This window comes from Mesorhizobium sp. M0983 (assembly GCF_040318975.1).
In the GTDB taxonomy this organism is placed as follows: domain Bacteria; phylum Pseudomonadota; class Alphaproteobacteria; order Rhizobiales; family Rhizobiaceae; genus Mesorhizobium.
This window is the reverse complement of record NZ_JAMYNH010000002.1, coordinates 218483-236914: the sequence shown is the minus strand read 5'-3', so window position 1 is coordinate 236914 and position 18432 is coordinate 218483. Positions and strand designations below refer to the sequence as shown.

The following is an 18432-nucleotide window of genomic DNA, read 5'->3' as shown; positions in this document are numbered from 1 at the left end:
GCAGCCGCCGCTGGGGCTCGACCAGTACGTGCAGCAGGCGCTGCAGCTGCACCAGGCGGGGCGCCGGCAGGAGGCCGAGGCGCTTTACCGTCAGGTGCTGGCGCAAAAGGCTAACCACTCGGCCGCCGCGCATTTCCTCGGGCTTCTGCTGCACCAGACCGGGCGCAGCGCCGAGGGGCTGGCGCTGATCGAACAATCGGTTCGGCTGCAGCCGAACAATCCGGATTTCCTCAACAATCTCGGCACCGTGCTGCGCGACCTCGGCCGGGTCGCGGCCGCAGCCGATCTCTTCCGCAAGGTGGTGGCAACCAGGCCGGACCAACTGGCGGCGCGCGACAATCTCGGCTCGTCGCTGAAGCAGCTCGGCCAATTCGAAGGCGCCGAGGATATTTATCGCGGTACGATCGGTCGCAACCCGTTCCATGTCCGCGCCCGTGTCGGGCTTGCCGAGACGCTGCAGGAAGCGGGCCGGCTGGATGAGGCATTAGCTGTTTTTCGCGAGGCGCTGACGATCCGGCCGAAGGATGCCGATCTTTTGCATGGCCTGGGTGTCGGGCTGATGGAAAAGGGCAGTCTCGACGAGGCTGCGGATCTTTTCAGGCAGGCGCTGGCGGTGAATCCCGGCATGGCAAGGGCCTGGCTAATGCTCACCCAGGTCAAGCGCCAGAAGGAGCGCGACGCCGAGCTTGCCCGCATGGAGGCGGAGCACGCCAAGGCGCCGCAAGGCAGCCTGCCGCGCATGCAGCTTTCCTTCGGCCTCGGCAAGGCCAATGACGACCTCAGGGATTATGGTCGCGCCTTCGACTATTTCGCCGAAGGCAACGCGATCCGCCGCCAGGGCATCGACTACGACGCCGGCAAGACGCGCGGCGAGTTCGAGGCGATGAAGGCGGTGTTCGACAAGGCCTTTTTTGAAAAGCACAGGCCGAGCGGGATTACCGACGACACGCCGGTCTTCATTGTAGGCATGCCTCGTTCCGGCACCACGCTGGTCGAGCAGATCATCGCCAGCCATCCGAAGGTCTACGGCGCCGGCGAGCTCGGCATATTGAAGACGGCGGTCGGCAAGCAGTTTCCGCTCAGCATGAAGGGCGGCTTTCCCTGGGGCATCGCCGACATGTCCGATAAGGCCTATGCCGAGGCCGGCCAGGCCTATCTCGATATGCTGCACGCCCGCTATCCCGGGTTCCGGCACGTCACCGATAAGATGCCCGGCAATTTCCTGTTGGTCGGTTTCATCCACATGATGCTGCCGCAGGCCAAGATCATCCATTGCGCGCGCGATGCGGCGGCGACCTGCCTGTCGATCTACAAGGTGCACTTCCGCGGCGACAGCCACCGCTACGGCTACGATCTCGGCGAACTCGCCGATTTCCACAATCTCTACACCGACATCATGGCGCACTGGCACGCCGTGCTGCCTGATGTCGTGCACGATGTTCGCTACGAGGATTTCGTCGCCGACCAGGAAGGCCAGTCGCGAGCACTGATCGCCCATCTCGGCCTGCCATGGGACGACGCCGTGCTGTCGTTTCACCGGACCGACCGGCCGGTGCGCACGGCGTCGGCCGCGCAAGTGCGGCAGCCGATGTATCAGGGCTCGGTCGATCTGTGGAAGCGCTATGGCGACCGGCTGAAGCCGCTGCTCGACAGGCTGGCTTAGAGCGCCGCCGCGCCTAAAGCGCGTCGCGCTCGATCGGCCTCATGCGACGCGCTTTAGATCCTTGTTTTTATGCATGTCGTTATCGCAAAACCGCTGCGCAGTTTTGCGCGACATGCATCAAAGCTCCATAAACGGCTGAAAGCCGCCAAAGATCATGCGCTTGCCGTCGAACGGCATGGTCGACCAGTCCGACTTGAGGCGTGGGTCGGCCATAACCTTGGCCATCACCGCGTCGCGGCTCTGGCGCGATTCATAGACGATCCATGAGAAGACGACGATCTCGTCGTCCTTGGCCTGCACGGCGCGCGGGAACGAGGTGATCTCGCCATAAGGGACGTCGTCGCCGACGCATTCGACATAGGCAAGTGCACCGTGCTCCTTCCAGACGGCGCCGGCGGTTTCCGCCAGCTTCTTGTAGGCATCGAGCTTTGCCTTCGGCACGGCAAGTACGAAACCATCGACATAAGACATCTGATTTCCTCCATGCGATTGTTTTCCGCCCTCTTGAGCGGTGATTTCAGGTACAAACCTGTGTGGGGATCCTAAGCTTTCTTCACCGGCGCGTTCATTGCCCATTCGACGCCGAACGGATCACGCATATTGCCCCAGCGGTCGCCCCAGAACATCACCTGCAACGGCACGACTTCCTCGCAGCCCGCCTCGATGGCCCGCTTCCACCAGGCGTCGATGTCGTCGCTGCCGAGATGGAGCTGCATGGTGTAGCCCTGCGGCTTCACAGCGGGCATTCCATGCTCGGGATAGAAGTCGGAAAGCATCAGCGTCGAACCGTTGATGTGGAGATGGATATGCATGGTACGGCCCTGTTCGTCCGGCGGATAGGCAAAGACCTGCTCGGCACCGAAGGCCTTTTGGTAAAATTCGGCGGCTTTGAAAGCGCCGTCCAACTGAAGGTAGGGCGTCAATCCGCCAAGCACTTTGGCGGCGGGCTGGGTCTGCGCCTGGTCATTCATGTCATGCTCCTCTTTGCGTCTGGTTTGCCTTTGCGAACCACAGGACGAACGAAATGGCGACGATCCTACACGGCCGATGGTTTTTTGGATTCGAAATGGCACCTGCCGCGATGGCCAACTGCCACCTTTCACCCTTCGATGCGAATCCGCGGGCTGTTTTGCGCGTCGACGACGATTTCCGGCCAGCCAATATCTTTGCGCAGCTCGATCGGCAATGAAAGTATGGCGCGTTCGCTGCGATAACGGGCGCGAGCCGCCGAGTAACGCGTTACGGCGTAACCTATGGATGACAGAATAGACATGATGCTTTCTCCTCGATTGGCGCCGGCATCACCGTGTCGGCAACCCAAGGACGTGGCATGCGATCATCATCCGACAGAGCGCCGGAATTTTTTTCCACAATTTTTCAACCGTCGGCCTCGGCAACCTCCCGGAAGAAAGCTTCCGGGTCGTCGACCTCGGTCAGCCGCCGTTTCTCGATCAGCCAGAAGCGGTTGCCAACCGCGCGGATGAAGGAGCGGTCGTGCGAGGCAAGCAGGCAGCTTGCTTGATGTTCCAGCAATTCCGCTTCCAGTGCCTCCTGGCCGTCGATGTCGAGGTGGTTGGTCGGCTCGTCGAGTAAATAGAAGTTGGGATTGGCGAGCCTGAGCGCCAGCATCATCAGCCTCGCCTTCTGTCCGCCCGACAGCACGCTGATCCTGCGCTCCTGCATGTCGATGCTGACGCCGGCGCCCGCGAGCAGCGAGCGGGCGCGCTGCTCGCCAACGTCGAATCCGCGCGAGAGCATCGCCAGCGGCGTGTCGTCGCCGCCGATGCCCGACAATGCCTGGTCGCTATAGCCGAGCACGGTCGACGGCGTCACCTTCAGGCTTTGCGCCGCCGTTTCCGGCTCGACGATGGCGTTCCGGATCAGGCCGATCAGCCGTGATTTGCCGACGCCGTTACGGCCGAGCAGGACGATGCGGTCGCCTTGGCAGATGTGGCGCTTGCCGGTGCTGAACAGAACCGTGCCGTCAGGCGTTCCGACCACCAAATCGTCGAGCGTGATCAGCACTTTGGCATGGCTGCCGCGATTGGTGAGCTTGATCGTGCCCGCCGATCTTTCGCGGTGTGCCGGCGCCGCCGCTTCTTCCAGGCGCTCTGCCCGCTGGTTGAGCTGCTTGGTCTTGACCGTCAAAAGATCGCTGCCGGAATTGATGCCGATATTGTTGAGCTTGGCCGCCTGCCGGCGCAGCTGCTGCGCCACTTTCATGTCGCGCTGGAACTTGCGCTCGGTCGAAGCGTCGACCTCGTCCAGCGCAAGCCTCGCCCGCGAATAGGGCAGCGAGAACACCGGCGACTGGTCGGGGCGCAGGAACAGCGTGCGGTTGGTTGTCGCGTCGAGGAACGCCCTATCGTGGCTGGCGATCACCAGCGGCACCTCACGCGGCAGCGCGTTCAGCCAGGTCTCGAGCTGGCTGATCTTGCCGAGGTCGAGATGGTTGGTCGGCTCGTCGAGAAGCAGGACGTCGGGATCGGTGACCCAGACGCGGGCGATCAGCGCCAGCCTTTGCCAGCCGCCGCTCAAGGCCCGCATCGGCCGCTCGCGCATCGGATCGGGTACGTCGAGCGAATCGAGGACCACATCGACGCGCAACAGCTCGCTTTCGGCCTGCTCGGCCGGCAAGGCGTCGGCCACCACCTCGTGAAAGCTGCGCCCGGCCAGCGCTGCGGGGATGACCTGCTCGACATAACCGACGCGCAGGCCGCGCGTGCGGGTGATGTCGCCTGATGTCGGCTCCATTTCGCCGGTCAGGCACTTCAGCAAGGTAGATTTGCCGCGGCCGTTGGCGGCGACGATGCCTAGGCGGTCGCCGGTGCCGATGGTGAGGTCAAGGTTGGAGAAGAGCGGCGCACTCATGGTGACGCCGAGGGATTTGAGGCTGATCAGGGCCATGTTGGTTTCTCTGGTCTTCCCGGAATGAAATTCCGGTTCGATGCACTTTGACGGTGCGCATGCCGGCCATCAGAACAGCCGTTGCGGCACCACGAAGGGCAGACCAAAAAATCGAAGCGGGAGAAAACCCGGACCGTCCCTGGTCAGCCCTGCAAGCAAGCTCGCAGGGCAGGGACAGGGCCGCGCTGACGGTGGTGGTCGATATGCACGCAGCCCTCCTTTCAGACGTTCGAGTGTGGCAACTGGCTACACCAAGGGTGAGGCCGATGGCAAGTGCCGTGTTCAGCTGGTCGCGCCAGTTGATTTCAACGGCGGTGGGTTGCGCTTTCTAGACGCCTTTGGTCACCCAGGTCTCACGAATACGATGATTAGTGTTGCTTAGCGCAATATCGCCTTCGCTGGTGGAACTATCGCCAGCAAAATAGGCAATCCCGAGTGCCGCTCGCTGGCCGTCGTAGAGCCCAATTTCTTGCATCACAGCAGAAGCGTCGTGCCACGGCAGCGGTTCGTTCTGAATGAGAGCTCGTGCGCAGCGAAGCATTGGCTGCTTTAGTGGATGATCAGGCCCGAGCGACCATTCCTCAACAAGCTCAAGCATTCTTTCCTTCGAAACTGCCTGCCCAACTGGTGGATGACATAGCTCATGGAGCACACAAAAGGCTGCGTTGAGTGAGATCGACCATCCTCGCGCGATTATAGCGGAAGCAGAACTTGCGTCTGCATATGGAAAGCGAGCATCGATCGACGGCTCAAATGAGGCTTCAGTGGAGCTGTCTTGAAGTAGCATCACATCATTGTCTCATAGAAAACGGATCCACTAAACGCTCGGTTGCAGGCCTCTACCGCCCGGGCCGACCGGTCTTGCCGGGGCGGCGTTTTTCGCGGCGGGCGTCGGCGGGGTCTTCGTAGGAGCCGATGCCACTGCGCTGGCGGACAATGGGTTTCGCGGAATCGTCGCGTTCCTTCGCGCCCCCCTCTGTCCTGCCGGCCCCCACCAGGGGGGAGATCGGCTGTGGCTTGGGCGGCACTTTTCCCTCGACCGGCTTTTCCGTGCGCCGCACCGTCATCTCGTCGAGCGAGTTCTTCTTGAACAGCGGTTTGGCCGGTTCGCCGGGAATACCGAAATCGGAGCCGTGCGCCTCCTGCGCCGACTGCTTCTTGAACAGCGAGCGGGACACTGCGCCTGACGGCGTCGTCATGTCGGTACCCGGCCCCATATCGTCCAGTGACGGCTTCGAAAACAGCGGCTTCTTCACCGGCACGGCGCCGTCGGCGCCCATCTCGTCGAGCGCCGGCTTGCGGAAGAGGTTGGGCCGGGCCGCCGCTTCGGCGGCACGTGCCGCGTCCAGTTTGCGGAAACGCTCTTGTTCGTCTGATGTACGATGTTTGGCCACGCCCTTGTTGTGCTTGCCCTTTTCGCGGCCCGAAACCGGGCTTTCCATGTCGGCATATTTGGCCAGCGGATCGTCGGAGATGGACAGCTCCATCTCGCGTAGTCGCTTGATCTCGTCACGGATGCGGGCTGCCTTCTCGAAATCGAGATTGGCGGCGGCGTCGCGCATCTGCTTGTCCATCGCGTCGAGATGGGCTTTCAGATTGTTGCCCATCATCGCGCCGGCGCTGTCGGTGAACTGCGAGATGTCGGCGCGCACGTGGTCCTTCTCGTAGACCGAGTCCAGGATGTCGGAGATACGCGACTTGACCGATTCCGGGGTGATACCGTTGGCCGCGTTCCACTCCATCTGCTTTTCGCGACGGCGGTTGGTCTCGGCCATCGCCCGCTCCATTGAGCCGGTGATCTGGTCGGCATAGAGGATGACCTTGCCGTCGACGTTTCTGGCGGCGCGGCCGATGGTCTGGATCAGCGATGTCTCGGAGCGCAGAAAACCTTCCTTGTCGGCATCGAGAATGGCGACGAAGCCGCATTCGGGAATGTCGAGGCCTTCGCGCAACAGGTTGATACCGACCAGCACGTCGAAGGCGCCGAGGCGCAGGTCGCGCAGGATCTCGATACGCTCCAGCGTGTCGATGTCGGAGTGCATGTAGCGCACGCGAATGCCTTGCTCATGCAGATATTCGGTCAAATCCTCGGCCATGCGTTTGGTCAGCACGGTGACCAGCGTGCGGTAGCCGGCCTTGGTGGTCTCGCGGATTTCGCCGACAACGTCGTCGACCTGGCTCTTGGCCGGGCGCACTTCGACCGGCGGGTCGATCAGGCCGGTCGGGCGGATGACCTGTTCGGCGAAGACGCCGCCGGACTGCTCCATCTCCCAGCCGCCGGGCGTTGCCGAAACCGCGACGGACAGCGGGCGCATGGCGTCCCACTCCTCGAAGCGCAGCGGCCGGTTGTCCATGCAGGACGGCAGGCGGAACCCGTACTCGGCCAGCGTCGCCTTGCGGCGAAAGTCGCCGCGATACATGCCGCCGATCTGCGGTACGGTGACGTGGCTTTCGTCGACAAAGACCAACGCATTGTCGGGGATGTATTCGAACAAGGTCGGCGGCGGATCGCCCGGCTGGCGGCCGGTCAGATAGCGCGAGTAATTCTCGATGCCGGCGCAGGAGCCGGTCGCCTCAAGCATCTCCAGGTCGAAGCGGGTGCGCTGCTCCAGCCGCTGCGCCTCCAGCAACCGACCGGCCCGTTCGAGTTCGACCAGCCTATGCTTGAGTTCTTCCTTGATCGACTTGATGGCCTGGTTCAAGGTCGGGCGCGGCGTCACATAGTGCGAATTGGCGTAGATCTTGACGCTCTTCAGCTCGCCGGTCTTTTGGCCCGTCAGCGGATCGAATTCGGTGATCGCCTCGATCTCGTCGCCGAACAACGAGATGCGCCAGGCACGGTCCTCGAGGTGAGCCGGGAAGATCTCGATCGTGTCGCCGCGCACCCGGAACGAGCCGCGGACGAAGTTTATGTCCTGGCGCTTGTATTGCTGGGCGACGAGGTCGGCGAGCAACGCGCGCTGGTCTAGGCGGTCGCCGATCTGCATCTGGAAGGTCATCGCCGTATAGGTCTCGACCGAGCCGATACCGTAGATGCAGGAGACCGAGGCGACGATGATGACGTCGTCACGCTCGAGCAGCGAGCGCGTCGCCGAGTGGCGCATGCGATCGATCTGCTCGTTGATCGAGGATTCCTTCTCGATGTAGGTGTCGGTCCGGGGCACATAGGCCTCAGGCTGGTAATAGTCGTAGTAGCTGACAAAATACTCGACGGCGTTTTCCGGGAAGAATTTCTTGAACTCGGAATAGAGCTGCGCGGCAAGCGTCTTGTTGGGGGCCAGGATCAGAGCAGGGCGCTGCGTCTCCTCGATCACCTTGGCCATGGTGAAGGTCTTGCCGGAGCCGGTGACGCCGAGCAAAACCTGGGTGCGGTCGTTGCTGTTGACGCCCTCGACCAGATCCTTGATCGCCGTCGGCTGGTCGCCGGCCGGCTCGAAATCCGAGACCATCTTGATGGCGATGCCGCCTTCGGATTTCTCCGGTCGGGCAGGGCGGTGCGGCGTCCACAGCACGCCGTCCTTGTGCAGCGGATTGCCGGATTCGATCAGCGCCGACAGCGCCGCGACGGTGGCGGTGACGCCGCCCGAAGCCATGGTCTCGGCCTCTTCCAGTGAGACATCGAGGCCGGCGACAGGATTGAGACCGGCCGCGGTGCGCTCCCGCGCCGAAGCCGCGCCGCCCATCGAGGTGCCGCGTGCCGTACGGCCGGGGGAAGACGAGCGCTCGGGGATCTTTTTCGCCGGCTTCGCTAATTTGCCGCCGACTTTGCCGGAAACGCGCCCTTCCTTCTCGGCTTCCTGCTCGATCTGCTCGGCCCAGTCGGCGATCGAGCCGGTTAGCGGCGCGCCGGTGAGCTCGGCCTGCGGCGCTTCGGCAAAGCCGTGCAGTGGCTCCGAGGCATCGAGGAAATCGGTCAGCGGGCTGCGCCGCTTGGGCGGCGAAGCGCGATCGTCATTCGCCGGCGGCGGCGTTTTCTTGTCAGAGAGTCTGGCCATGGCCCGAATATGGGAGGTATCGGCCAAAATGGAAAGAGCGGAGTGGTGAGGGGTGCTGCGCGCAATTTGGCTGCTGACAGCAGGGTGTCAGGAGCACCGTCCAAGCTTCCCGCTCAATTAAACCACAACGCGAACGTCAGAAACCCGGCGCCGCCGAATTGGCGCTGGATCTGGTCGAACTCCTCGCTGGTGAGAATCTTGCCGCGCTCGAGATAGGGCGCGATGGCCGGGCCGGTGATCGACAGCACCAGGTCGAAGGGCTTCGGCTCGTCGAAGAAGCGCTTCATGTTGATGCCTTTGTCGGCGATGCGGAAATGCGGCAGCAAGGTGCGGCCTTCCAGAAGATCCTCGGCCATGGCCAAGGCGGCGAGCCAGGCCTGCACCTGCTGCTCGCCGACGTCGAGGCCGGTGAGCGGGCTGGCGCCTTTCTGCTGCGGCCCGGGCAGCCATTCACGGTCATTGTCGGTTTCGGCGCGGATGGCTTTCCAGTCCTCGCGCGACAGCCGGATCATTTCCATGAGATGGCGGCGTGCCGCTTGCCGGCGTTCCGGCTCGACCACCGGCCAGTTGACCAGATGCACCAGGGAGATGAAGTCGGCGATGCGCCATTCGGACGTCAGGATGCCGCCGCTCATGCCGCCGTCCGGCGGAACGAGCGCGTCCTGCAACGGCAGTTTGGCGCGCGGGAACAGCATGTGGAACGAACCGTCGAAGGCGTTCCTGAAATCATGCGCCAGCCAGAAATCGGCCTGCGCCATCAGGAATTCGGCATAGCCCTGCAGCCAATAGCCGTCGGCGCGGTCGAAGCGGAAGGTGAGGGCGGGTGCGGCCGCGTCTGGCGCACCGCCGCCGCGTGACAGGGTCGCCATGATCGCGGCGGCACTTTCGTCCGGGGCGATCTGGCCGTCCTCGTTGAGATCGATACCGAGACGGGTGAGGTCGACCTCCATGCCGATGTCGGCATCGGCAGGCACGGACCCAAGTGTGGCGGCGGATTTCTGCAGCCGGTCGCGGAAGGCAACCAGGATGGCGCGGAAGTCGTCGTAGGTCAGCGGCTCGGGATTGGGATTGTCCGGCACCGGCAGCCGCATTAGCGGCAGCATGAAGGATTGCGGGCTCTCGAAACCGTGGCGGTGCAGGCCGCCGGCCAGGATCTCCAGCGCGGTGAAGAATTCGCCGGCGCCGGCGGCGTAGGTCGCGGCCGGATCGCCGGGCGCGGCGGCTTCCAGAGCGGCAAGAGTGCTGTCGCGTTTAGCTACGGTTTTTCCCTCGAACAGGGCCGCCGGTTCGGGAGCCGCGGCTCCGGCCGAGGACAGCGGCAGGAGAAGAACGATGGCGCCTGCCATCAGCCTGGAAAAACGCTTCATCGTGATCGCCCCTTTTGTCGCTCCGCAGTGGATCATACACGCATTTGGTTCGCGCGCCTGTAGCCCTGTGGTTCACCGATAACAGTCGAAGCTTCAATCAATCCGGCGGACGGTCTACACAGGGCAAACGATTGGGCGTCGCGTGTCGAATTATCCGCTTTCCTACAAACTGTCCTGGCTTCCCCGTTTCCTCCGGCCTTCGCTCGGCGGCGCTGCTCGCGGCTTCGCTCCGATGGCGGCAACCCTGCTCGAACCGGCGCCGGTGCGGACGGTACGGCTGGCTTTCGTCGGCGACATCTCGGCGGTGGCCAATCGCAGCGCGCCGGAATGCGATCCGGCGATCGCGGCGCTGCTCGCCTCGGCCGATCTGGTAGTCGGCAATTGCGAAAGCCCGGTGGTGGAACGGCCGAGCGCCGTTTGGGGCACAAGGCTTGGCACGCACCATGCGATGAGCGAGCGGTTTCTTGCCGAGGCGCTGGCCGCCGCCGGCATTTCGCCGGAAAGACTGGTGCTGTCGCTGGCCAACAACCATGTGCTCGACCAGGGCATTGCCGGCTTCGACGAAACCGTTGCCGTGCTGGCGCGGCTCGGCATCCGTACTGTCGGTGCTGGGGCTCCAGTCGAGCGGTTTGCAGTCGGGGCGCTGACCATCGGCCTTGCCGCCTTTACCTTGTGGCGCAATGCCGACGCGGTCCAGTTCGCGGGCCGTGTCTCGATGGCAAGCGACCCGGGACAATGGCCGCGCGATACAGTTGAGAGTGTCGACCTCCTCTGCGCGGTACCGCATTGGGATTGGGAGTTCCGGCATTTTCCGCGTGCGAAGACGCGGGCACTGGCGCGGCTTCTGGCCGAACATGGCGTCGGCTTGGTCGCCGGGCATCATGCCCACGTCGTGCAGCCGATCGAGCGGATCGGCAAGACGCTCGTTGCCTGCGGGCTCGGCGATTTCTTCGGCACTGCCTTCGCGCGCCAGCCATGGCCGGGCCGTATCGGCGCCATTCTCGTCGTCGACATCAGCGCCGATCCCGGCACGCGCGGGGCCATCGCCGCCTACCGGCTGCATGCCTTCATGCGGCTGCGCACCGGCGATCATGAGCGGCTGGTGCCGGTTGAAGCGCTGGCGGGAAAATCGAGGCAAAGGGTTCTGGCCCGCCTTGATGCGATCTTCGCCGCGCGCTGACGGCTGCGCTGACGCGGTCCACAAAACCGGCTATCATGCGCTACGCGGGCAGGCTTGTGGCGGCGGGTGGGCGATGGAAACAGCGGATTTCATGCCGAGCGAAGCGGTGATCGCCGGCATCAGGAAGAACATCGAGGCCTACGAGGCCGAAAGAGCTTCGGCCCATCGCCAGACGCGCTGGCGGGTGCCGATGTTCATCGGACTGCTGCTGGTGTTCGTGGCGCTTGTGGCCTGGCTTTTCAACGGGGTTGCCGACCCGAACGAGCAGTGGTTCTCGACCCCGCATGTGTTCCTCTATATCGGCGGCTTCCTGGCGGCGATCCTGCTCTATTTCCAGGCGATCAAGCCGGCGGGCAAATTGCAGCAGTCGTTCCGCAGCACGCTGCTGCCGATCGTCTTCGGCTTCATCGAGGACATGCGGTACCGGCACAATATCAAGCCGAATTCGTTCGACCGGCTGCCGCGCGAGACGGTTGGCCCGTTCAACCGGCAGTCTTTCGACGATGTTTTTTCCGGCCGCTATGAAGGGTTTCCGTTCGAGCTTTACGAAGCAGATCTCCGGGAAGGGACGGGCAAGAGCACGACGGCAGTGTTCAAGGGCGTCATCGTCGCCTTCGAGACGATCGTGCCGTTCCCCGGCACATTGGTCGCCGCGCGCCGGACCAACAAGGTCGTCGGCTTCTTCCGCGGCATCTTCGGCAGCAAGATGCAGGAATTGTCCAGCGGCGTGCCGGAGCTCGATGCCGCCTACGAGTTCCGCACCGACAATATCGAGGCGGCGCGGCCGCTGGTGACCGGCCGGCTGGCGCAGGCGCTGCAATGGCTCGGCGAAACCCGGCCGAACGATCCGGCACGCGTTGCGCTCAGCGGCAGTGACGGTTTCCTGCTGCTGCCGCAGGAAAGGAATTTCTTCGAGCTGCCGGATATCTCCACGCGTCTCGACTACACCAAACACGTCGCGCCGATGATCGCCGACATGGGCGCGATCCTGGCGACCGCGGCACTGGTACGAAAGATCGGCGTGAAGGATGTAGAAGCCGGTTGAACTGGAATTCAGCCGTCAACAATCGAAGCCATAGTTCTGGCGATAATAGTCGGCGTCATCCTTCGACATCTTTTTGAAGAGAACGCAGACAGTGAAACTTCCCACCCGGCGGCCGTTCTTCATATAGCCCCAGTCGGAAATATCGTCCCGGCTGAATTCGATCTCCTGGCCTGCCACGACGTTGTGAACGGTCTGCGGCTCGTTGTCCAAGGTTCCCGCAAATCCGGCCGCCGTACGGTGGAAGGGAATGACCCAGAAATGTTCAGTGGCGTCCCCATCCCTGACCATGACTTTCAATTGGAAGTCGGCCGTTCCGGATGGCGGCGCGTCGGCCAATGCCAGGAAGTCGTCGAGACCGGCACGCGCCTGCTCGATAGCGGCCGCCATCTCCGGATCGTCGCCAGCTACGCTGACGACCTTGTCGTCGCCTTGACCAGGAGTCTGCGCGCCGGCTGATGATGCCGGAGCAAACGCGAGCAACATGGCAAGTGCGGTACGGGCTGCAAGCTTCATGGTGAGACTGCTTTCGACATTTCCGCCAGACAAACCGGATCATCATTCGCCGAACGTCTGATTGGCAACTGGTTTTTGTCTCCATCCGGCGCTATTCCTGGGACAGTGGGGTGGGGCTATGATCGAGGAACGCAAGGGGTTTCGCCTGTCGCGGCGGTTGCTGCTGGGTGCGGCGGTGGTCGGCGGCGCGATGGTCTGGGGCGGCACGACCGTGGCGCGGCTGGCCCGCGGCCCGTCGGCGCAGAAGAATTCCGGGCGCATTGCCGACATTGACGGCATCGACCTGGCGCTGAAGCCGCTGGAGAACGCGCCAGCCTACGATCCGTCGCTGCCATGGCTGACCAAGGGCGGCGACATCAACGATGCCAGCGGCCTTTCGATGACGCCGGTCTACGGCGTTATCGAAGTCAGCGAGGAAAACCACATTGCGAGCGCGTTGGCCTTTGCCCGCACCAATGGCCTGAAGGTCTCGGTCGCGGCGGTGCGCCACTCGATGGGCGGCCACGCCTTCGACGATAACGCACTGGTCCTCGACATGCGCAAATTCAACAAGATCAGCGTCGATGCGGCGGCGAAGGCGATGACCTTGCAGCCGGGCGCGCGCTGGCACGACATCCAGAACCTTTTGCACCCGCGCTTCGCGGTGAAGGCGATGCAGTCGACCGACATCTTTTCGGTCGGCGGCTCGCTGTCGGTCAACGCGCATGGCATGGACCATCAGGCCGGCTCGGTCGCCGGCTCGATCCGTTCGATGCGGGTGATGCTGGCCGACGGTTCGGTGACGACCTGCTCACCGGCCGAAAACACCGAGCTGTTCCGCCACGTCGTCGGCGGCTACGGCCTGTTCGGCGTGGTGCTGGAGGCGACACTCGACATCGTCGACAACGCCGTCTACCGCACCTCGCGCGAGATCATCAAATCGGACGATTTCCCGACGTTCTTCGCCGAGGTGCTGGAGCCAAACAGGGCGATTGGTCTGTTTTATGGGCATCTGTCGACTGCGCCGGGCAATTTCCTCGAGGATATGATCGTCTATCGCTATGACAAGGTCGCCGACCAGCCGCCGGCCGACCAGCCGGCAATCGGTGAACCGGGCTCGGTTGGGCTCAAGCGGGTGATCATCAACCTGGCGAAATGGGGCAGCCTGTTCCAGGAGCTGAAATGGTTCACCGAAAAGACGCTGGAGCCGCAATTCGAGAGCTGCACGGTGGCGCGGACGACGGCAATGGCCGAGGGCGAGGCCTGCCTGGTCACGCGCAACAACCCGATGCACGATTCAGTGCCCTATCTGTTCAACGACCTGCTCGACGAGACCGACATACTGCACGAATATTTCATCCCGCGGGCGGCCTATAACCCGTTCATCGCGGAAGCGCGCGAGATCCTGCGCAACCAGAGCCTGCCGGTGCTCAACGCGTCGGTACGCATCGTCCACAAGGAGGATGTGGCGCTGAATTATGCGCCGGAGCCGGCCTATTCGCTGGTGCTCTACATCAATCAGCCGACCGACGCCGACGGCAATGCCAGGATGCGGGCACTGACAAGGGCGCTGATCGACGTGACGATCAAGCATGGCGGGCGTTTTTTCCTGCCCTACCAACTCCACTACACGGGCAAGGAGCTGCTTGCCTCCTATCCGGAACTGCCGTCCTTCCTGGCGAAGAAGCGGCAATACGATCCGGGGGAGCTGTTTTCCTCGACTTTTTACCGCGCCATCAAGGCACTGATCGGCACGGCCTGAAGTGCCGGTTACAGACCGTCAGGCAGCTTCGCCGCCAGCCAGTTCGCCGAGCGCCTGGCGATGCCGATCGTTGCCGACGCGGCGCGGCCGAGATCGGTCTTGACCACGGCGTAACCGGTCTTCGTGCGGTAGAGCAGGGCGCTGCCGCCATCGACCGCCGCTTCGTAGGCGACCGGCCGGACGGCTTCTGTTTCCGTCGCCGTCGCCTGCGTTCCGACCGCTGCACTGGGCCGATGGCTCAGTTCTGCTGGCAGCGGCTCTGTCGCGGCCGTACTGGCCGTCGTCAATTCGGGCTCCGAAGTGGTCGCCGCGAGCTGCGATGACGAAGACGAGTTCTGTGTCCGGCAGATGCCCGAGACCAGCGGATAATCGAAATTGCGCTCGTGCAGCATCTGGCTTTTCATCGCCGCTTCGCATTCAGCGATGGTCGACCACTTGGCGGGCGTCTCGCCGATATATTCGCAAAGCCTGGCGTCGCAGTCGCAGCCGACGATGGTCATGGCGACAAGGGCGGTCTTGATCACGGTCTTGTCCCTCCGAATTGCCCGGCGCATGTGCGCAAGATCAAAGTGCTACGGCATCATCAATCGTTGCGGAACAAGGCGGGATTTGGCCGCGATTGTGGAATGAGCGTGGCGGAGCATCACGCAACGTCTTGCCGAGGCCGGCTGTGACCGAAAGGCCTCAGTAGTCGTAGACGTGCTCGAGCCTGGCGCCCGCCGTCATCAGCGCCGGCAGCACGACGTGCAGCTTGCGCACGGCGACGGTCAGGCCGGTGCGGCGCGTCGAAGGTTCCGCCGGAAGCGGGTAGCTGAACAAGGTGCGTGCGCCTTGGGGAACATTGATCTCGTCATTGGAAAGCACGGTGACCATGATCTCGTCATTGCCGCCGATTTCGACGAAGGAGACGCCCTTGCCGATCAGGCGCGGGATCATGTCGGTGAACACCTGATAGCGCCTGGTGACGAAGACCGTGCCGTCGGCGCCGAGATCGCGCTCCAGCAAGGTGTCGGGCTCGTTGCGGGTCACCTCGCTGACCGGACCCTTGGCCCAGACGTGGATGTCGAGCAAGGCCGGGTCGGTGGTGGCGGCGAGCGCCGACTTGATCAGATCGGCGTAACCCTGCTTGATGGTGTAGGCGAGGCCGAAGGCGAGCTTGCGTTCGCCGGCGCGGACGGCGCTGTCGTCCGGCGCCGGCTGGACGGCTAACAGGCCGGCACGTTTTTCGGCATAGGGAAACTGGTACCACGGCACCTGATCGAGAAAACCGGCGTAGTCGGCCGCGACCTTGGCCTGGTAGATGTCGACGGTGGTGCGCTTGCCGGCTGTCGCTTCGGTAATGCGGCCGACCGTATTTTCATAGGCCCACTGGATGGCGTGCTCGATCGTGTGGCTGGTGCCGATGATCACCAGCATCTGGTGGTTGTCGAGGTTGAACTTGTAGGCGGAGCTGGCGCGGGTGACCATCGCGTAATCCTGCCAGAAGCGGCCGATATAGGAGAGATAAGGGAAGCCGCTCGGCTGGTTCTTGTCGACAAAGCCGGCATATTCGCGGGCGGCGTAGACGATGGCCCATTCCGGATAGGTGAGAAAGGTCGATTCCTCCGGCCGTTGGTAGCCGGAGATCTCGGCACGGACCTTGTCGGCCAGCGCCTTTGGCGGAGCACCCCCGGCGATGCCCGGCAATGGTGTTGTGTCCAGCGACGGCGTGGTGAGAAAGCCGTAGGCCAGCCCGGCGATCGGGATCAACACGACAATGACGACGAGCCAGAGGATCGCCTTGATGATGCGCTTCAGCCAGCGAAACAGGAACATGGCCGGTCAGGCCGTGGCGAAATGGTCGTACACGCGTTTCGACAGCCAGAACCCGACGTAGACGGCGAAGCCGCCGATGACGATGTGCGGCAGGTTGGCGAAGAAGCGGGCCGGGAATTCGATGTCGTTCAGGGAGCGGAAGCCGTTGATGAAAATGCCGCCATCGAGGCAGCCGGAACCGGTGACCAGCCCGAGCACGCCGTCGAACAGATAGACCGAGCCGAACAGCTTGAAATAGAACACCGCCTGGCGGTGCGAGATGAAGGCGGCGGCCAGCGCCCAGACGCCGGAGAAGGCGTGCAGCAAATCGTCGTACCATTGCAGCGAGAACAGGCCGAACAGATTGCCGCCGGCGTCGTTGAAAGCCGGCACATAGCCGATGGCAACAACGCCGAAGAACAGGAAAGCATAGGCAACAGCAAGCTTCTGGATGAGCGTCATGAAATGTCCCCCTGCCGTCAGCCCCTTTAAACGGCCCCCGACGGCAAATGGATAGTAGCTGATTTTGGCGCAGCGTGAAGCGTCGCCGGCAAAATCGTCAGGCGGGGCCACAAAGACAGTCGGCGCCGGGATTTCTCCCAGCGCCTCCCTGTCAGATCAGGACACGGTCGCGGCAGCAACTCCCGAAAGATGTCGCGCCATGCCGGCCTTGATTTTGACGGTCCTGCCAGTCGCCACCCGAGGGCAGCGTCCGTTCCGGACCACGCCGGTCTCCACTCTTGCGAGCTTTGCCCAGCGCGCCATCGAAGGTTTTTGCCGTCCTTCATGGCAGCATCGGTCCGCCGTCGGCGTTCGCACGCTTCCCGCGGCCCCGTAGGTCTCGGCGTCCATCCCTCCAACAAGCAAGCCTGTTCTCGTTCAGGGCCGTACGGGCCTCAGGAAATCCGCCGTTCCGCTTTGCCTTTCGGCGTGGCGATCGGTAGCCGCCTGAGATGGGTTTTAACGTACGTCGGATAAGCGTTTGGCGGAACTGCCGCATGCCTGTGGATAGCGGGATTATCGGGGACTGACCCTGCCAAAATAGCGACTTTCCGATCTCTGCCGCCGCCGGTCGGGATTTGCCGCCTCGATGCCGAAGCCGCATTGTCGGGTAATCGACCCTTGCCCCGCGGCCCTGCGCGGGCTTCAATGCCGGCAAATGATTGGAAGGCGTGTTCGATGGCCTTGGGGAGGCAGGCTTGAAGGTCGCGGTGGTTCTCAATCCGATCGCCGGCGGCGGCAGGCTCAAGCGGCATTGGCCGGAGGTTGCGGCTTCGCTGAAAAGACATTTCGGTGATTTCGAGCTGCGTGAAACGCAGGCCGAGGGGGATGCCGAACGGCTGGCGCTCGACCTTGCCGCCATCGGCTTCGAGCTGGTGATCGCGGCCGGCGGCCACGGCACCGCCAGCGAAGTCGCCGACGGGCTGCTGAAGGCTTTCCGGGAAAGCGGCCGGACGGCTGAACTTGGGCTGCTGCCTTGCGGCACCGGCATCGACTTCGCCCGCGGGCTCGGCCTGTCGAACAATGTCGATCTGACGCTGAAGCGGATTGCCGAGGCCAAGCCGCGCAAGGTCGATGCCGGCTGCATCAGCTATGTCGACGACCATGGCGCACTGGCCAGCCGCCATTTCATCAACATCGCCAGCCTCGGGCTTTCCGGCGCCACCGACCGTGCCGTCAACGCCGACAGGCGCAAGGGCAAGGTTTCGGCCAAGGCACTGTTCTACTGGCGCACGGTCTGGGAATTCCTCCGCTATCGGTTCCAGGAGGTTGCGATCACCATCGACGACGGTGCCCCGGTCGAGGCGCGCATGGCATTGGTGGCGGTGGCCAACGGCAAATTCTTCGGCGGCGGCATGATGATCGCGCCCGACGCCGAGCTTAACGACGGCGAGTTCGACATCGTCATCCTGCGCGCCGCCGGCAAGCTGAAGCTGATCTGGGACATCCGCCTGCTCTATGGCGGGCGGCACCGCAACCATCCGGCGATCACCATCCTGCGCGGCAAGAAAGTGGTTGTCGAGCCGCTCGGCGATGTGCAAAAGAACGCCGCGCTGATCGACATAGACGGCGAATCGCCGGGTCGCATACCAGCAACTTTCGAGATCCTGCCCGGCGCATTGACGCTGAGATATTGAATCAAGGTGTTGAGACTTTGAATCCGGTCGTTACCGCTTTGATTCCGCAGATACATTCAGCGCTTTGAAATTGCTGATATTCTGCCTGA

At 63.2% G+C, this 18432-nt stretch carries 16 protein-coding genes; 5 read left to right on the top strand and 11 right to left on the bottom strand.

Annotated features, from left to right (window positions below; translation table 11 throughout):
- Positions 1–28 precede the first annotated feature (28 nt).
- Complete coding sequence (locus NKH71_RS04720; RefSeq protein ID WP_352815426.1) at positions 29–1663, top strand: tetratricopeptide repeat-containing sulfotransferase family protein; 1635 nt, start codon at positions 29–31, stop codon at positions 1661–1663.
- 117 nt (positions 1664–1780) lie between these two features.
- On the opposite strand, the gene NKH71_RS04715 is transcribed toward NKH71_RS04720, so the two are convergent.
- From NKH71_RS04715 to NKH71_RS04685, 7 genes are all read right to left on the bottom strand, one after another.
- Positions 1781–2134: a DUF1428 domain-containing protein gene (locus tag NKH71_RS04715; protein WP_352894576.1), complete on the bottom strand. Its 354-nt coding sequence runs from the start codon at positions 2132–2134 to the stop codon at positions 1781–1783.
- Positions 2135–2205: 71 nt separating this feature from the next.
- On the bottom strand, positions 2206–2634 hold the full coding sequence (locus NKH71_RS04710; protein WP_352894575.1) for a VOC family protein: 429 nt from the start codon (positions 2632–2634) through the stop codon (positions 2206–2208).
- A gap of 128 nt (positions 2635–2762) precedes the next feature.
- Positions 2763–2936, bottom strand: a complete 174-nt coding sequence (locus NKH71_RS04705) for a hypothetical protein (protein WP_023678401.1) — start codon at positions 2934–2936, stop codon at positions 2763–2765.
- A 104-nt stretch (positions 2937–3040) separates the two neighbouring features.
- Positions 3041–4570 carry an ABC-F family ATP-binding cassette domain-containing protein gene (locus tag NKH71_RS04700; protein WP_352894572.1) on the bottom strand — a complete coding sequence of 510 codons (1530 nt, stop codon included), beginning with the start codon at positions 4568–4570 and terminating at the stop codon, positions 3041–3043.
- Between the two features lie 328 nt (positions 4571–4898).
- A complete protein-coding gene (locus tag NKH71_RS04695; RefSeq protein WP_352894570.1) occupies positions 4899–5168 on the bottom strand; it encodes a hypothetical protein in 270 nt (89 codons plus the stop codon).
- Between the two features lie 241 nt (positions 5169–5409).
- Positions 5410–8565 (bottom strand): excinuclease ABC subunit UvrB, encoded by a 3156-nt coding sequence (gene uvrB / locus NKH71_RS04690; protein ID WP_352894568.1) that lies wholly within the window; start codon positions 8563–8565, stop codon positions 5410–5412.
- Positions 8566–8678: 113 nt separating this feature from the next.
- Positions 8679–9932 (bottom strand): hypothetical protein, encoded by a 1254-nt coding sequence (locus NKH71_RS04685; protein WP_352894566.1) that lies wholly within the window; start codon positions 9930–9932, stop codon positions 8679–8681.
- 142 nt (positions 9933–10074) lie between these two features.
- Here NKH71_RS04685 and NKH71_RS04680 point away from each other — a divergent pair, with 142 nt between their 5' ends.
- Both NKH71_RS04680 and NKH71_RS04675 read left to right on the top strand, forming a co-directional pair.
- Positions 10075–11112, top strand: coding sequence for a CapA family protein (locus tag NKH71_RS04680; RefSeq protein ID WP_352894564.1), 1038 nt, complete (start codon positions 10075–10077; stop codon positions 11110–11112).
- Positions 11113–11185: 73 nt separating this feature from the next.
- On the top strand, positions 11186–12157 hold the full coding sequence (locus NKH71_RS04675; protein WP_352640800.1) for a hypothetical protein: 972 nt from the start codon (positions 11186–11188) through the stop codon (positions 12155–12157).
- A gap of 15 nt (positions 12158–12172) precedes the next feature.
- Here the strand turns inward: NKH71_RS04675 and NKH71_RS04670 are convergent, their stop codons facing one another.
- Complete coding sequence (locus tag NKH71_RS04670; protein ID WP_023719161.1) at positions 12173–12670, bottom strand: YegJ family protein; 498 nt, start codon at positions 12668–12670, stop codon at positions 12173–12175.
- A gap of 118 nt (positions 12671–12788) precedes the next feature.
- Here NKH71_RS04670 and NKH71_RS04665 point away from each other — a divergent pair, with 118 nt between their 5' ends.
- Entirely contained in the window at positions 12789–14411 is a 1623-nt protein-coding gene (locus NKH71_RS04665; RefSeq protein ID WP_352483104.1) for an FAD-binding oxidoreductase, read from the top strand.
- An 8-nt stretch (positions 14412–14419) separates the two neighbouring features.
- Here NKH71_RS04665 and NKH71_RS04660 read toward each other — a convergent pair whose 3' ends face one another.
- From NKH71_RS04660 to NKH71_RS04650, 3 genes are all read right to left on the bottom strand, one after another.
- On the bottom strand, positions 14420–14935 hold the full coding sequence (locus NKH71_RS04660) for a hypothetical protein (RefSeq protein WP_023719159.1): 516 nt from the start codon (positions 14933–14935) through the stop codon (positions 14420–14422).
- A 160-nt stretch (positions 14936–15095) separates the two neighbouring features.
- Positions 15096–16226: a hypothetical protein gene (locus NKH71_RS04655; RefSeq protein WP_023719158.1), complete on the bottom strand. Its 1131-nt coding sequence runs from the start codon at positions 16224–16226 to the stop codon at positions 15096–15098.
- A gap of 6 nt (positions 16227–16232) precedes the next feature.
- Positions 16233–16667 carry a DUF4383 domain-containing protein gene (locus tag NKH71_RS04650; RefSeq protein ID WP_023719157.1) on the bottom strand — a complete coding sequence of 145 codons (435 nt, stop codon included), beginning with the start codon at positions 16665–16667 and terminating at the stop codon, positions 16233–16235.
- Between the two features lie 737 nt (positions 16668–17404).
- Here NKH71_RS04650 and NKH71_RS04645 point away from each other — a divergent pair.
- A complete protein-coding gene (locus NKH71_RS04645; RefSeq protein WP_352894561.1) occupies positions 17405–18343 on the top strand; it encodes a diacylglycerol/lipid kinase family protein in 939 nt (312 codons plus the stop codon).
- Positions 18344–18432: the final 89 nt, after the last annotated feature.

What these genes read in the sequence shown, in the direction of transcription:
- NKH71_RS04675 (WP_352640800.1), top strand. Translation starts at nt 11,186, where the DNA reads ATGGAAACAGCGGATTTCATGCCGAGCGAAGCGGTGATCGCCGGCATC.
- uvrB (WP_352894568.1), bottom strand. Translation starts at nt 8,565, where the DNA reads ATGGCCAGACTCTCTGACAAGAAAACGCCGCCGCCGGCGAATGACGAT.
- NKH71_RS04685 (WP_352894566.1), bottom strand. Translation starts at nt 9,932, where the DNA reads ATGAAGCGTTTTTCCAGGCTGATGGCAGGCGCCATCGTTCTTCTCCTG.
- NKH71_RS04710 (WP_352894575.1), bottom strand. Translation starts at nt 2,634, where the DNA reads ATGAATGACCAGGCGCAGACCCAGCCCGCCGCCAAAGTGCTTGGCGGA.
- NKH71_RS04695 (WP_352894570.1), bottom strand. Translation starts at nt 5,168, where the DNA reads ATGCTTGAGCTTGTTGAGGAATGGTCGCTCGGGCCTGATCATCCACTA.
- NKH71_RS04715 (WP_352894576.1), bottom strand. Translation starts at nt 2,134, where the DNA reads ATGTCTTATGTCGATGGTTTCGTACTTGCCGTGCCGAAGGCAAAGCTC.
- NKH71_RS04670 (WP_023719161.1), bottom strand. Translation starts at nt 12,670, where the DNA reads ATGAAGCTTGCAGCCCGTACCGCACTTGCCATGTTGCTCGCGTTTGCT.
- NKH71_RS04705 (WP_023678401.1), bottom strand. Translation starts at nt 2,936, where the DNA reads ATGTCTATTCTGTCATCCATAGGTTACGCCGTAACGCGTTACTCGGCG.
- NKH71_RS04650 (WP_023719157.1), bottom strand. Translation starts at nt 16,667, where the DNA reads ATGACGCTCATCCAGAAGCTTGCTGTTGCCTATGCTTTCCTGTTCTTC.
- NKH71_RS04655 (WP_023719158.1), bottom strand. Translation starts at nt 16,226, where the DNA reads ATGTTCCTGTTTCGCTGGCTGAAGCGCATCATCAAGGCGATCCTCTGG.
- NKH71_RS04665 (WP_352483104.1), top strand. Translation starts at nt 12,789, where the DNA reads ATGATCGAGGAACGCAAGGGGTTTCGCCTGTCGCGGCGGTTGCTGCTG.
- NKH71_RS04700 (WP_352894572.1), bottom strand. Translation starts at nt 4,570, where the DNA reads ATGGCCCTGATCAGCCTCAAATCCCTCGGCGTCACCATGAGTGCGCCG.